12 protein-coding genes are annotated in these 13440 nt (G+C 63.4%); 3 read left to right on the top strand and 9 right to left on the bottom strand.

Annotated elements, in window-relative coordinates; all coding sequences use genetic code 11:
- Positions 1-29 precede the first annotated feature (29 nt).
- The 5 genes from ABVQ20_RS04625 to ABVQ20_RS04645 form a co-directional block, all read right to left on the bottom strand.
- Positions 30-2480, bottom strand: coding sequence for a GcvT family protein (locus ABVQ20_RS04625; protein ID WP_354458334.1), 2451 nt, complete (start codon positions 2478-2480; stop codon positions 30-32).
- The gene (locus ABVQ20_RS04630; protein WP_354458335.1) at positions 2477-3658 is read right to left on the bottom strand and encodes a pyridoxal phosphate-dependent aminotransferase; all 1182 of its coding nucleotides are present in this window, start codon (positions 3656-3658) and stop codon (positions 2477-2479) included. The genes ABVQ20_RS04625 and ABVQ20_RS04630 overlap by 4 nt, the downstream gene beginning before the upstream one ends.
- Positions 3651-4556 carry a homocysteine S-methyltransferase family protein gene (locus ABVQ20_RS04635; RefSeq protein WP_354458336.1) on the bottom strand — a complete coding sequence of 302 codons (906 nt, stop codon included), beginning with the start codon at positions 4554-4556 and terminating at the stop codon, positions 3651-3653. Before ABVQ20_RS04635 ends, ABVQ20_RS04630 begins: the two co-directional genes overlap by 8 nt.
- Complete coding sequence (locus ABVQ20_RS04640) at positions 4553-7006, bottom strand: GcvT family protein (protein ID WP_354458337.1); 2454 nt, start codon at positions 7004-7006, stop codon at positions 4553-4555. The genes ABVQ20_RS04635 and ABVQ20_RS04640 overlap by 4 nt, the downstream gene beginning before the upstream one ends.
- A gap of 99 nt (positions 7007-7105) precedes the next feature.
- Entirely contained in the window at positions 7106-7708 is a 603-nt protein-coding gene (locus tag ABVQ20_RS04645; protein WP_354458338.1) for a helix-turn-helix domain-containing protein, read from the bottom strand.
- A 166-nt stretch (positions 7709-7874) separates the two neighbouring features.
- Between ABVQ20_RS04645 and ABVQ20_RS04650 the strand changes: the two genes are divergently transcribed.
- On the top strand, positions 7875-8579 hold the full coding sequence (locus ABVQ20_RS04650; RefSeq protein WP_354458339.1) for a nitroreductase: 705 nt from the start codon (positions 7875-7877) through the stop codon (positions 8577-8579).
- 18 nt (positions 8580-8597) lie between these two features.
- On the opposite strand, the gene ABVQ20_RS04655 is transcribed toward ABVQ20_RS04650, so the two are convergent.
- Together ABVQ20_RS04655 and ABVQ20_RS04660 are read right to left on the bottom strand one after the other, a co-directional pair.
- Positions 8598-10040, bottom strand: coding sequence for an MFS transporter (locus tag ABVQ20_RS04655; protein WP_354458340.1), 1443 nt, complete (start codon positions 10038-10040; stop codon positions 8598-8600).
- Between the two features lie 170 nt (positions 10041-10210).
- A complete protein-coding gene (locus ABVQ20_RS04660) occupies positions 10211-11104 on the bottom strand; it encodes a LysR family transcriptional regulator (RefSeq protein WP_354458341.1) in 894 nt (297 codons plus the stop codon).
- 118 nt (positions 11105-11222) lie between these two features.
- Between ABVQ20_RS04660 and ABVQ20_RS04665 the strand changes: the two genes are divergently transcribed.
- Together ABVQ20_RS04665 and ABVQ20_RS04670 are read left to right on the top strand one after the other, a co-directional pair.
- Positions 11223-11660: a DMT family transporter gene (locus tag ABVQ20_RS04665; protein WP_435528322.1), complete on the top strand. Its 438-nt coding sequence runs from the start codon at positions 11223-11225 to the stop codon at positions 11658-11660.
- A 2-nt stretch (positions 11661-11662) separates the two neighbouring features.
- Entirely contained in the window at positions 11663-12073 is a 411-nt protein-coding gene (locus ABVQ20_RS04670; protein ID WP_354458343.1) for a VOC family protein, read from the top strand.
- Between the two features lie 18 nt (positions 12074-12091).
- Here ABVQ20_RS04670 and ABVQ20_RS04675 read toward each other — a convergent pair whose 3' ends face one another.
- On the bottom strand, positions 12092-12949 hold the full coding sequence (locus tag ABVQ20_RS04675) for a sigma-70 family RNA polymerase sigma factor (protein ID WP_354458345.1): 858 nt from the start codon (positions 12947-12949) through the stop codon (positions 12092-12094).
- Positions 12949-13422: a carboxymuconolactone decarboxylase family protein gene (locus ABVQ20_RS04680; RefSeq protein ID WP_354458346.1), complete on the bottom strand. Its 474-nt coding sequence runs from the start codon at positions 13420-13422 to the stop codon at positions 12949-12951. The genes ABVQ20_RS04675 and ABVQ20_RS04680 overlap by 1 nt, the downstream gene beginning before the upstream one ends.
- Positions 13423-13440: the final 18 nt, after the last annotated feature.

The following is a 13440-nucleotide window of genomic DNA, read 5'->3' on the forward strand; positions in this document are numbered from 1 at the left end:
CTTCTCCCCTTGGGGAGAAGGAAGCGGCGCTACATCCTTGTCCGCTCTGATTTCGGGTCATACATCGGCTTCAGCGACGCTTCGGCCGCAAAACGTTCACCGGCGATCTCGATCTCGTAGGATGAGGCCAGCACATCCGCCTCGCTTTCGCCCTCACACGGCACATAGCCAAGCCCGACGGCGCCGCCGAGATGATGGCCATAATTGCCTGACGTGACCGGGCCGACGATCTTGCCGTCGCGCAGAATCGCCTCGTTATGGAAGAGCAGGGGCTGCGGGTTCTTCAGCCGGAACTGCACGAGACGGCGTGACAGGCCAGCTTCCTTCTTCTTCAACACAGCGTCGCGGCCGATGAAGTCGCCCTTGGCGGTCTTCACCGCGAAACCAAGGCCGGCTTCCAAGACATTGTCCTCGTCGGTGATGTCGTGGCCGAAATGCCGGAAGGCCTTTTCGATGCGGCAGGAATCCAGCGTGTGCAGGCCGCAGAGTTTCAGGCCGACATCGGCGCCGGCCTCCTCGATTGCCTCGAAGACATGGGCTGTCTGGTCGCTCGAGACATAGAGCTCCCAACCGAGTTCGCCGACATAGGTGACGCGGTGGGCGCGAGCCAGGCCCATGCCGATCTCGATCTCCTGGAACGTGCCGAATGGGTGGGCTTCGTTGGAGAAATCGTTCGGGCTCACCTTCTGGATGAGTTTGCGGGCGTCCGGCCCCATCAGGCAGAGCACGCTTTCGGCGGCCGTCACGTCGGTGATGACGACGAATTCGTCGGTCAGATGCTTGCGCAGCCAGGCCAGATCGCGCTGCAGCGTGGCGCCGGGGACGACGAGAAAGTAGGCGGTTTGTGACAGGCGCGAGACGGTGAGGTCGCTCTCGATGCCGCCGCGCTGGTTGAGCATCTGCGTGTAGACGATCTTGCCCGGTGCGACGTCCATGTCATTGGCGCACAGCCTTTGCAGGAAAGCGCAAGCGTCGCGGCCCTCGACGCGGATCTTGCCGAACGAGGTCATGTCGAACAGACCGACCTTGTTGCGGACCGCCAGATGTTCCTCGCGCTGGTTGTCGAACCAGTTTTGGCGCTTCCAGGAATAGCGGTATTCGCGCTCTTGCCCTTCACGGGCGAACCAGTTGGCACGCTCCCAGCCGGCGACTTCGCCGAACACGGCGCCGCGTGCCTTGAGATGCTCATGCAGCGGCGAACGGCGAACGTTGCGTGAGGTCGCCATCTGGCGATAGGGGAAATGGTCGGCATAGAGCAGGCCGAGCGTTTCCGAGACGCGTTCCTTCAGGTAGCGGCGGTTCTTCTGGAACGGCTGGGCGCGGCGGATGTCGACTTCCCACAGGTCGAAGGGCGCTTCGCCATCGTTGATCCACTGCGCCAGCGCCATGCCGGCGCCGCCGGAAGAGACGATGCCGATCGAATTGTAGCCGGTCGCCATCCAATAGCCAGAAAGCTCCGGCGCTTCGCCGAGATAGTAGCGGTCGTCGGGCGTGAAACTCTCCGGGCCGTTGAAGAAGGTGTGGATGCCGGCGGTCGCCAGCATCGGCATGCGGTTGACGCCCATTTCGAGGATCGGCTCGAAATGGTCCATGTCCTCCGGCAACTGGTCGAAGCAGAAATCCTCGCGAATCCCTTCCATGCCCCATGGCTTGGCCACCGGCTCGAAGGCGCCCAGCATCATCTTGCCGGCGTCTTCCTTGTAGTAGGCGCATTCGTCGGGAACGCGCAGCACCGGCAGCCGGCTGAGGCCGGGGATGGGCTCGGTGACGAGATAGAAGTGTTCGCAGGCGTGCAGCGGGATGGTGACGCCGTTCTGCGCACCCAGTTCGCGCGCCCACATGCCGGCACAGTTGACGACGATGTCGGCCTCGATCGTGCCCTGTTCCTCGCCCTGCGCCCAGGATACGCCGGTGACGCGGCCGTCCCTGGTGTGGACCTTGGTCACCTTCACGTTCTCGACGATGGTGGCGCCGCGCTGGCGGGCGCCTTTGGCCAGCGCCATGGCGATGTTGGCGGGGTCGCACTGGCCGTCGAGCGGCAGGTGAACGGCGCCGACCACATCGGAGACATTGAGATGCGGGTACATCTGCTTGACTTCATTGGGTGAAATCTCGCGCACGTCGACATCGAAGGCGCGGGCAAGCGAAGCCTGGCGGTAGATCTCGTGCTTGCGCTCCTCGGTCAGCGCCACGGTGATCGAGCCGACCTGGCGCATGCCGGTGCCGACTTCGGTTTCGGCCTCAAGCTTGACGTAGAGGTCGGCCGAATATTTCGCCAGCCGCGTCATGTTCTGCGAGCCGCGCAACTGGCCGATCAGGCCGGCGGCGTGCCATGTCGTGCCCGATGTCAGCTGCTTGCGCTCAAGCAGCACGATGTCGGTCCAGCCGAGCTTGGCCAGATGATAGGCGACCGAGCAGCCGGAGACGCCGCCGCCGATGATGACGGCCCTTGCTTTGGTAGGGATGGTTTTGGCGGTCATGCGGCCTCTCGGCGATAGCTGGAAACAAAACGGCGCAGCCGGAGTGCTGCTTCCTGCAGAACGGGCTCGGGCTGGCAGAGGCTGATGCGGATATGGCCGGCGGCGGCTTCGCCGAAGCTGGAGCCGGGCATCACGCCGACATTCTCCCTGTCGAGGAAGGCGAAGGCGAATTTCTCGTCGTCCGGTTCGATGTCCGATATGTCGAGCATGACATACATGCCGCCCTCGGAGCCGCGCACGGTGACATCGTTCATGCCGCTGACAGCATCGAGGAAGACGGTGCGCCGCGCCGCGTACCGCTCGGCGATTTCCTTGACGCCATAGCGGTTCTCAAGCGCCTCCGCGCAGGCGATCGAGATGAAGGCCGGCAGGCCGTAGGTCGTCACCAGATTGAGATTGGTCAACAGCGTGATCATCTCCTCCGGACCGGTCAGCCAGCCCATGCGCCAACCGGTCATGCCGTGGCTCTTGGACATGGAGTTGATCACCAGCGTGCGCTCGGCCATGCCGGGCAGCGAGCGCGGCGAGACATGCTCGCCGCCGCCCAGTGTCCAGTAGACCTCGTCGGAGAGCAGCCAGAGGTCATGCTCCCTGCAAATCTCGGCCAGCTGTTCCAGACGCTCGGGGGAATAGACTGCACCGGTCGGGTTGTTCGGCGTGTTGATCAGGATGGCGCGGGTGTTCGGCCGAAGTGCCGCGCGGATCATGTCCGCGCGTGGCTGAAAACCATCTTCCGCCGGCGTTTCGACCACGGTGAAACTGGCGCCGGCGGCGCTGAACGTGTTGGGGTAGGTCGCGTAGTACGGGGCAACCACGATGGCATGATCGCCCTGGTCAAGCACGGCCTGCACGGATGCGTAGAGTGCCGCCTGGCCGCCCGGCGTGGCGATGACCTGGTTCGGTGTCGTCTCGACGCCAGTGCAGGCGCTCGAGGCTGCCGCCATCGCCTTGCGCAGGCGCGGCAGGCCGGGAAGCGGGGTGTAGTGGTGGTGGCTGCCGCGAACCGCTGTAACACAGGCTTCGATTGTTTCCGAAGGCGTGTCGAAGTCATGGTCGCCGACCGACAGCATGATGATGTCCTCGCCGGCTTCCTTGCGGGCCCAGGCGGCCGAATGGACTTCCCAGCCATCCTTGCCCGAGGGCACGATGCCGGAAATACGCGATGATGGCCTAGGCATGTATACCTCCCGAAATGTCATAGCCGGCCGTGTCGAGCCGTTCCCGCAGAGCGGCGATATGCGCCGGTCCGACTTCGCAGCAGCCGCCGACGATGCCGGCGCCGGTCTCCACCCAGCCCATGGCCTGGTCGGCATAGGCTTCTGGATCAAGGTCATGGCGGGCGTGCAGCACATCCACGGTGCCGCCATGCTTCAGTGCGTCGATCGAGGTGAAGCCGTTGGCGTAGGCACCGACCGGCCCGCCGAGGTCGATGAGTTCGGATAGCGCCGCGCTGACCGCTTCGGGCCGGCAGCAATTGACCAGCCGTGCGGCGACCGGCAGGCCGTCGAGCGCGTTTGCAGCCGCAGCAATCGTCTCGCCGCTGCGCAGGCACGGCTTGCCGTGGTCGGCCAACGTCCAGGACACCCATACCGGCTTGCCGCTTTCCGATGCCGCCGTGACAGCCGCGCGTGCCTCCTCGGCGGACGCCATGGTCTCGCACAGGAACAGGTCGACGCCATCGGCCTGCTCGGCGACGATGCGGCGGTAGATGTCGAGCGTGTCCTGGAATGAGATGGTCAGTGCCTGCGCATAGCTGCCGAAAAGCGGCGACAGGCAGCCGGCAATGGTTGCCTCGCCGGCTTGTTCGCAAGCCTGCCTTGCAAGTTCGATACCGCGCTTCTGCAATGGCTTGAACAGGTCCTCCGCGCCCTCACGCGCCAGGCGCTCCGGTGTCGCGGAATAGGTGTTGATGGTGATGACGCGGGCGCCGGCTCGGATGAACTCCGCATGCAGGTCGCGCACCAGATCCGGTTCGTCGATCAGCACCCTGGCCGACCACAGCGGCGTCGGTTCGGAGCGGCTGCGGCGCACCAGTTCCTGTCCCATGCCGCCGTCTGTGAGGACGACCGACTTCATGCGCGCAGCCTCTCGTTCTTGGGATCCCACAGCGGTTCGTCCTTCTGCACGACAGCCTTGAAGCGGTCGCCGAAGATCTCGATCTCGATTTCGGTGCCGGGTTCAGCCAGGTCTGTGCGCAGCATGCCCAGCGCGATCGACTTGTCGACCCTGTGGCCAAAGCCTCCCGACGTTGTCTCGCCGACGATCTTGCCGCCATGCCAGAGCGTCGACACGGAAGGGGCGTCGCAGTCGCCGGGATTTTCGACGACCAGCGTGACGAAACGCTTCTTCACGCCCTGCTGCTTTTCGCTGAGCAACGCCGCCTTGCCGCGGAAGTCGGGTTTGTCCCATTTGACGAAGCGCTCCAGTCCGCCCTGCAGGACCGAATAGTCGGTCGAAAGGTCGCCCTTCCAGGTGCGGTAGCCTTTTTCGAGCCGCAGCGAATCCAGCGCATACATGCCGAACGGCTTCAGGCCGTGCTTCTGGCCGGCCGCCCAGATTGCATCGAAGATCGCGGCGGTGTCGTCGACCCTGGTGTGGATTTCCCAGCCGAGTTCACCGGCGAAGGAGACGCGCACCAGCCGCGCCCAACGTCCGGCGATGCTGGTTTCCTGATGCGTCAGCCACGGCAGCGTAAGGTCGGCGGCACAGACATCGGTGAGGATCTTTCGCGAATTGGGTCCGGCAAGGATCTGCGTGGAGTATTCCTCGGTCCGGTCGCTCAGCGTGAAGGTCGCATCCCTGGGCATGCGCGACTTCAGCCATTCGAAATCGTGCCATTGCGCGACCGCCGCCGTTATCAGCGTCATCAGGTTCTCGTCATGACGAACGACGGACATTTCGGTGACGATGCGTCCCTTGTCGTCGGCAAAATAGATAAGACCGATGCGGCCGGGTTTCGGCACCAGTCCGGTGACCTGCAGGCTCAGCCACTCGGCGGCACCGGGACCTTCGAGGTTGAAGCGCGAGAAGCCAGGCAGGTCGAGGATGCCGGCTGCGTCGCGCACGGCGAGGCATTCCTCGCGCACGCGCTGGTACCAAGGGCCTTCACGGCGAAAGGTCAGCGTGGCTTCCTCCGACACGTCGTCGCCGTCCTGCGCGTACCAGGTGGCGCGCTCCCAGCCATTGTAGGCGTCGAAGCAGGCGCCGAGCGCCTTGACGCGGTCATGGATCGGCGACAGTTTTCTGTCTCGGCCTTCCGGCCAGGGGTGGCGCGGGAACTGGATGGCGTATTCGTTGCCGTAGATTTCCATGCCCTTGGAGACGCAATAGTCGGGCGCGGACGCGAAAGAGGTGAAGCGGCGCGGGTCGCACGACCACATGTCCCATTCGGTCTGGCCTTGCGTGATCCACTCGGCCAGCACCTTGCCGGCGCCGCCGCCCTGGGCGATGCCGAAGGTGAAGACGCAGGCTTCGAAGGCATTGGGAACGCCGGGCATCGGACCGATCAGCGGATTGCCGTCCGGCGTGTAGGGGATCGGGCCGTTGATGACCTTGGACAGGCCCGCGGTACCCAGGATCGGTACGCGGGCGACGGCATCGGCCAGATAATGCTCGAGACGGTCGAGATCGTCGGGGAAGAGCTGGAACGAGAAATCATCGGGCATCGGATCGTTATGGCCGACCCAATGCGCGCGGCAGTTGCGCTCATAGGGGCCGAGATTCATGCCGTTCTTTTCCTGGCGCAGATAGTAGGAGGTGTCGACGTCGCGCAGCAGCGGCAGCTTCGAGCCGTTTTCCTTCGACCATGCAGCGAGTTCCGGAATCTCCTCGAACAATATGTACTGATGGCTCATCACCATCATCGGCACGTCGCGGCCGAACATCTTGCCCACTTCGGCGGCGCGGTAGCCGGCGGCGTTGACGACGATCTCGCAGCGGATCTCGCCTTGCGCGGTTTCAACCACCCACTCGTCCTTGTCGCGGCGCACGCCAGTGACCGGGCAGAAGCGGATGATCTTGGCGCCCAAATCGCGTGCGCCCTTGGCCAGCGCCTGGGTCAACTGCGCCGGATCGATATCGCCGTCGCTGGGATCGTAGAGCGCGCCCTTCAGCTCATGCGTTTCGATGAACGGGTAGCGGCGCTTGATCTCGTCGACGCCGATCACGTCGATATTCATGCCCTGATAGAGACCCATGCCCTTGGCGCGCTGGAATTCCTGCATGCGCTCGGCCGAGTGCGCCAGCCGCAGCGAGCCGGTGACGTGGTAGTTCATGGGATAGTCGACCGCGTCGGCCAGCCCGCGATAGAGCTCGGTGGAATAGCGCTGCATGTTCATCAGCGACCAGGACGAGGAGAAGGTCGGCACGTTGCCGGCGGCATGCCATGTCGAGCCGGAGGTCAGCTCGTTCTTCTCCAGGAGCACGCAGTCGGTCCAGCCCGCCTTGGCGAGATGGTAGAGCGACGAGGCGCCGACGGCACCCCCTCCGATGATGACCACGCGCGCCGTGCTCGGCAAACCCGCCATGTTCTTCTCCCAAATTCCTAGCGCATTGCGCTTCTATTTTTGTTTCTGATGCATGTCGTCATCCCAAGGGCCGCTGCACGGTTTTGGGCGACATCCATTTCAATAAACCGGTGGCGAAACCACCCAGATGACAACCGCCGGCTCGGACCCCGGATTACGCCAGCGGTAAGGCTTGCCCTCGAAGCGAAAGGAGTCGCCTTCGCCAAGCCGGTGCCAGACGCCGGATATTTGAATGTCGAACAGTCCGGACGCGACATATCCGGCTTCCTCGGTCGGCCGCCGCGCCTCGGTCTTCAACTCGGCGCCCGGAGCGAAGACCGAACGCACCATCTCGAAGCTGCCGCCGAGATCGGGCGACAGAAGCTCTTCCACCAGACCCGATTCGTTTGTGCCAAGCGCGCGACGCCTGCCGGCGCGCACGACCACGCCGCGCTCGCTTTCCTGGGGCACGTCATGGCTGAAGAACAGGCTGATAGGGACACCGAACAGCTCGGCAAGAGCCCTGATGTCGCTGAGCGAGGGCGTCGACAGGCCGCGCTCGACCTGGCTGACCCAGCCGACCGAGCGGCCAAGCTTCAACCCGGTCTCGGCAAGCGTCAGCCCGCGCGCCTTGCGCAGCGCACGAATGTCACCGGCCAGCAGCCTTTCGTCAGGTCCCTGCAATGTCTGGGCTGTAGTTGGAGGCAAAATCGGTCGCTTCATGAAAAAATCTACTCGAATTTCATGAGAGAGCAGGCTCGTGAAAAAATCAAGTGGATTTTCATGCACTCACAAGATTTGCTTGCGCGATTTTGGCTGATCATGCAAAGGCTCGGCCACGAGCGGCGAGTGGGGACGTCCGGTCGAGACAAAGGCTAAGGGACGGCCCATGCTGGAAAACAACCCCCGGATTGCGGATGAAGCCGAGATCGTCGACGAGGCGATCATCTCGCGCCGCTCCGTGCGTGCCTTCCTGCCCGATATGGTCGATGACGATACGATCCGCGCCATCCTGGCGGTTGCCGCCCGTGCGCCATCGGGCACCAACATGCAGCCGTGGAAGGTCTACGTCACCAAGGGCGAGGTCAAGCAGCGGATCACCGACGCCATCCTCAATTCCGGCATTCGGGCCGAAAAGGTCGAGTGGGATGAGTATCAGTACTATCCGACACAGTTCTTCGAACCTTATCTGACACGGCGGCGGGCCAATGGCTTCGGGCTCTATGGCGCACTCGGCATCGGCCGCCGCGAAGTGGACAAGATGCGCGCCCAGCACGACCGCAACTTCGTCTTCTTCGACGCGCCCGTCGGCATGATCTTCACCATCGACCGGCGGCTGAACCAGGGCTCGTGGATCGACTACGGCATGTTCCTGCAGAACATCATGGTCGCGGCGCGGGGCAGGGGTCTGCACACCTGTCCGCAGGCGGCTTTCGCACCCTATCACCGGCAGATCAGGCCGGTGCTCAACATCCCCGACGAGGAGATCGTCGTCTGCGGCATGGCGCTTGGCCATGAGGACACGTCCAAGCCCGAGAACGACTTCCGCACCGACCGCGTGCCGCTGGAAGAATGGGTGACGTTCAGCGAATGAAGCGGCCTGACGGCAGCTTCATTCGGTGTTCATCTGCATGCCGTGGCCGCTGACATGGGCGCCGTCCTGTGGCGTCAGCCTGAGATAGGCGAACAGCGCGCAAAGCGTGATGACGCCCTCGATCAAGAACAAGATCCGGAAGTCGCCGGTCATGGCGGGGCCGCCGCCTGCCAGAAATGACAGCGTCGCCGCGGCCAAGCCGACGCTGATCGCCACTGCCAATTGCCAGAGAATATAGTAGAGCGCGCTGAAGCGGGCGAGCTGTTCGGGCGCAATGTCGGAGTAGGCAAGGTTTCCAGTCGAGGCCCACTGCACCGAGCGGAAAACGCCGAAGACGAAGATGTAGGCTAGGACGATCCACACTGGGGTTGTCGCCTGCATCAAGGCGAAACCAGCCACCATGGCGGCAACGATCGGTGTGTTGAAGACCAGCACGCGGCGAAAGCCGAAGCGGTTGAGGAGGCGCGGCATGAAGAAGCGCATCACCACCGAACCGACAGCGGCGACAAAGGTCAACGATCCCGCCTGCACCGCGCTCATGCCGAAGCCGAGCTGGAACATCAGCGGCAGCAGGAAGGCGACGGAGCTAAGGCCGATCGTGTCCAGCCCGCCACCGGTGAGAAACGAGACACGGAAGGTGCGGATGCGCAGAAGCTTGAGGTCGAGCAAGGGATTGCGCACGCGCAGGCAGTAAAACGAGGCAATCGACAGGATGATGACCGCCAATGCCAGTTCACCGGCGATCATGCCGCCGGCGACGTCCTTCGCCGCCAGTGAATCCATGCCGAAGACCAGCAGGATCATGCCGCTGCCGACCAGCAGAAAGCCCGGAAAATCGAACGGGGTGCGTACGGGCTTGGTCACCGTCGGGAATAGCGAGGCGGCGAGAATTGCCGCCGCCAGCGCGAACGGCACATTGATGAAGAAAATCCAGCGCCAGGAAATGTAGGTGGTCAGCGCGCCGCCGACGAGCGGACCGATCAAAGGCCCGGTTTGGCTGGCCACGGAGATATACATGTTGATCTTCAACGTGCGGTTGCGCGGAAAGCTCGACAGGATGACGACCTGGCCGAGCGTGCCCATCAAGGCGCCACCGAAACCCTGCAGGGCGCGGGCGCCGACCAACATCCATATGTCATTCGACAACCCGCAAAGCGCCGATGAGGCGGCAAATACCAACAAGGCAAAACAATAGACGTTGCGTAGGCCGAAGCGGTCGGCCGCCCAACCGCCGAGCGGCATGGAGATGATAAGGCTGGCGACATAGACGGTGATCAGCAGGCCGAGCTGGCTGGGTGGTCGGGCGAGGCTTTCGCCGATTCCAGGCAGCGCCGTCACCACGACATTCTGGTCGAGGCTGGTCATGAACACGCCGCAGGCAACCGTCAGCGGCAGCAGGAGCATGGCCCTTGCCGAAAAGTCGGCGCGATCGGCGGCGCCGGCGGATGCTTCTGCAGTCATGGGGATGTTCGAACCAAACGAATGTGCCGACTCAGAGACGGGTTTTCTACCCTTTGGACCGGCTTTGCGGCCATTTTGTCGATCATGCTCGCCCGGATTGGATTTCTCTAGCGGCAGAGCCGGCTGGCATTGAGGCCAGATGCTCTTTCTGCTTCGCCAAACGTCGGCATTCAACCAAGCAGGTGTTGAAGCTGTGCCCGCAGCCATTGGTGCGCGGGATCGCCGTCGCGCCGCTTGTGCCAGATCTGGGTGAATTGAAAGGCTGGAATTTCAAAGGGCGGCGCAAACACGCAAAGCCCGTTGCCTGGCGCCGGCAATATCCGGCTGGCTACGGTCAGCACCAGGTCGGTGCCGGCGATCAGGTGGGACGCCACGCCCCAATGCGGAATGATCAGGCAGAGCCGCCGCTTGTGGCCCAATTCGGCCAGGGCGATGTCGATCTCGCTGGGGCGATCGGCCCGCAAATGGACGAGTGCGTGCGGCCGCTCCAGATAGGCAGCCAGATCCATCGGCGACCTGCCGCCAAGGCTTGCCGCGTCGGCGAGACATGCAAAGCGCTCGTCGAACAGCCGCTGCGAGCGCACAGACCGATCGAGGTCGGGAAAGACACCAAAGGCAAGATCGATCTCGCCGTCGATGATCTGCGAGATCATAACGTCGCGGCTCGCCTGGCTGACGACGAGGTCGACATGCGGCGCCTGTGCCCGCATGAGTGGCAACAAAGCCGGCAGCATGACGGCGGCGCCATAATCCGACATGGCAAGGCGAAACGTCCGGCGCTCCATCGCCGGGTCGAAGCCGGCTGGCGCTAGGAGGTGTCGCATCCGGTCGAGCGCCTCGGCAAGCGCGGGGGCGATTTCCATCGCGCGCGCCGTCGGCTCCAAGCCTCCCGACCGCCTGACCAGCAGCGGGTCATCGAGAAGGTGGCGCAACCTGGCGAGCGCATGGCTGACGGCGGGCTGGCTCTTGTTCAGCCGTATTGCCGTGCGCGAGACGTGGCGTTCGGCAAGCAGGGCCTCCAGCACGACGAGCAGATTGAGATCGACACCGGCAAGACTATTCATGCCATGCATATTACTTGTACGATTATCGAATTTCCATACGCAAGTGTGATGATCTAACCCGGCTGATCGATATGGAGACGATCTCATACCCGGTTCCTTTTCCTTTCTTTTCGCCGCCTTGCTGGCGGGCGCTGCCGTCCCTTTCCAGGCAGGGACGAACGCCACGCTTGGCCGTCTGCTCGGCCACCCGCTTTGGGCGACCTTCGTTTCGCTGGGTGTCAGCCTCGTGCTGATCGTCCCGGTGATGATCGCCTTCAGGCTGCCGCTTCCGTCTTTCGGGATGGCGCTCAAGGGTCCGTGGTGGATCTGGATCGGCGGCGCGGCAGGCGTGGTCTACATTACCGCCGCATTGCTCCTGGCGCCGAAGCTCGGCGCCGCGAGCTTCATCGTTGCCGTCATCGCCGGCCAGATGATGAGTTTTGCCCACCGGCCCGTGAATATCGCCCGTTTCGCGGGACTTGCGTTCATCATCGCAGGGCTCGTGGTGACGCAATGGGCAAGCGCCGTTGCGCCGGCAACCCAACCCGTTTCAAATCCGACCCAGATTGGAGACTAAAAATGAAGCCTCATCTCGTCTTGCGCGTCGCGCGGCCGACGAACGATCTCGCGTCGGTCATCCGCTTCTATCGCGACGGTCTCGGTCTCCAGGAGCTGTTTCGCTTCGACGGCCATGATGGCTTCGACGGCGTCATACTCGGGCAGCCGGGCGATGCCTATCATTTCGAATTCACCCACGCCCACGGTCACGATGCGGGCAGGGCGCCTACCGCCGACAATCTGGTCGTCCTCTACATGCCGGATCGTGACGCGTGGGAAACAGCCGTGCGACGGATGAAGGACCATGGCTATGCCCCGGTGGTGTCCTTCAATCCCTATTGGGACAGGCAAGGCGTCACCTTCGAGGATTGCGACGGTTATCGCGTTGTCCTGCAGAATGCGGATTGGCGCACAGTTGTGCAGAAGACCTGATCGGCTTGAGACGCCTGCCTAGTGCAGATGCCTAAGCTTGTCGGGGTTCCTCACCACATAGATTGCCGCGACCTTTCCGTCCTCGATTTCGAGCGCGGTCGTGGAAAACTCGCCATCGGGCTCCAGCGTGATGAAGCCGGGCAGTCCGTTGATGAAACCGACGCGAACAAGGTTCGAGCTGTTCTCGCGGAAAACGGTCGCCAGATATTCGTGGACCTTCATGACGGCATCGAAGCCTAAGATCGGTTTTCCTGCTGCCGGACGCTTGCCGCCGCCGTCGGCATGAAGGCTGACGTCAGCCGCCAGCATCGCACCAAGCGCCTTCATGTCACCGCTGCGCGAGGCGGCGAAAAAGGCCTCGGCGAGCGCGAGGCCGCGCTGTTTTTCCATCTGGAAACGAGGTCGCGTCTCACGGACATGGGCACGTGCGCGGCCAGCGAGCTGGCGGCAGGTCGCGGGGTCACGCTGGAGGGTGTCCGCGACTTCCTCGAATCCCAGCCCGAACACATCGTGCAGCAGAAAGGCTGCCCGCTCGAGCGGAGAAAGGCGCTCCAGCGCAAGCATCAGCGGCAAGGTGACGTCTTCCTCTTCGTTGTCCTCGACGAGAGGATCGGGAAGCCAGGGCCCGATATAGGTCTCACGCTGGTGTCGCGCGGATTTGAGCTGATCGAGGCAAAGCCGCGTCACCGTGCGGCGCAGGAACGCCTCGGGTTCGCGCACATCGCCGCGGTCGGCCCTCATCCAGCGGATGAAGGCCTCCTGCACCATATCCTCGGCGTCGGCCACGGAGCCGAGCATGCGGTAGGCGACCCGCATCAGCTTCGGACGCAGCGGCTCGAAGGCCGCCGCTGCATCCTCTGGCAGTGGGCTCGTCATCAGGCGGCCGCCGCCTTGGCCGCGGACTTTACCGCCGCCGGATCGGTCCAGGCACCGAAACCAACCGCGAGGCGGTTGTAGCCGTTGATGACATTGATCATCAATGTGAGCTTCACCTGCTCCTCATCCGTGAACTCGGCTTTCAAGGCGCTATAGGCACTTTCGTGCGTATGCCCTTCGGAGAGCCGTGTCATCGCCTCGGTCCAACTCAGGGCGGCGCGTTCACGATCGGTGTAGCAGGGCGCCTCGCGCCAGGCCGACACCAGATAGATGCGCTGCTCGGTTTCTCCGTTTTCGCGCGCAAACACCGTATGCATATTGAGGCAGTTGGCGCAGCCGTTGATCTGCGAGGCCCTGATCTTCACAAGCTCGCTCAGGCTCGGCTCGAGGCTGGAGGAAATGGCAAAGGCCGCGCGCTGCCATTCCTTCATCAGTGCGGGGGCGGCGGTAAGAAAATCAAGTTTGGCGGTCATGATCGGCATCCTTCTGTT

Origin of the sequence: Mesorhizobium shangrilense, assembly GCF_040537815.1 — a bacterium.
GTDB classification, from domain to species: Bacteria; Pseudomonadota; Alphaproteobacteria; order Rhizobiales; family Rhizobiaceae; genus Mesorhizobium; species Mesorhizobium shangrilense.

Bases quoted from the DNA above. Each gene is read 5' to 3' on its own strand.
- ABVQ20_RS04645 (WP_354458338.1), bottom strand. From the start codon at position 7,708: ATGAAGCGACCGATTTTGCCTCCAACTACAGCCCAGACATTGCAGGGA.
- ABVQ20_RS04670 (WP_354458343.1), top strand. From the start codon at position 11,663: ATGAAGCCTCATCTCGTCTTGCGCGTCGCGCGGCCGACGAACGATCTC.
- ABVQ20_RS04660 (WP_354458341.1), bottom strand. From the start codon at position 11,104: ATGAATAGTCTTGCCGGTGTCGATCTCAATCTGCTCGTCGTGCTGGAG.
- ABVQ20_RS04635 (WP_354458336.1), bottom strand. From the start codon at position 4,556: ATGAAGTCGGTCGTCCTCACAGACGGCGGCATGGGACAGGAACTGGTG.
- ABVQ20_RS04640 (WP_354458337.1), bottom strand. From the start codon at position 7,006: ATGGCGGGTTTGCCGAGCACGGCGCGCGTGGTCATCATCGGAGGGGGT.
- ABVQ20_RS04650 (WP_354458339.1), top strand. From the start codon at position 7,875: ATGCTGGAAAACAACCCCCGGATTGCGGATGAAGCCGAGATCGTCGAC.
- ABVQ20_RS04655 (WP_354458340.1), bottom strand. From the start codon at position 10,040: ATGACTGCAGAAGCATCCGCCGGCGCCGCCGATCGCGCCGACTTTTCG.
- ABVQ20_RS04630 (WP_354458335.1), bottom strand. From the start codon at position 3,658: ATGCCTAGGCCATCATCGCGTATTTCCGGCATCGTGCCCTCGGGCAAG.
- ABVQ20_RS04625 (WP_354458334.1), bottom strand. From the start codon at position 2,480: ATGACCGCCAAAACCATCCCTACCAAAGCAAGGGCCGTCATCATCGGC.
- ABVQ20_RS04680 (WP_354458346.1), bottom strand. From the start codon at position 13,422: ATGACCGCCAAACTTGATTTTCTTACCGCCGCCCCCGCACTGATGAAG.
- ABVQ20_RS04675 (WP_354458345.1), bottom strand. From the start codon at position 12,949: ATGACGAGCCCACTGCCAGAGGATGCAGCGGCGGCCTTCGAGCCGCTG.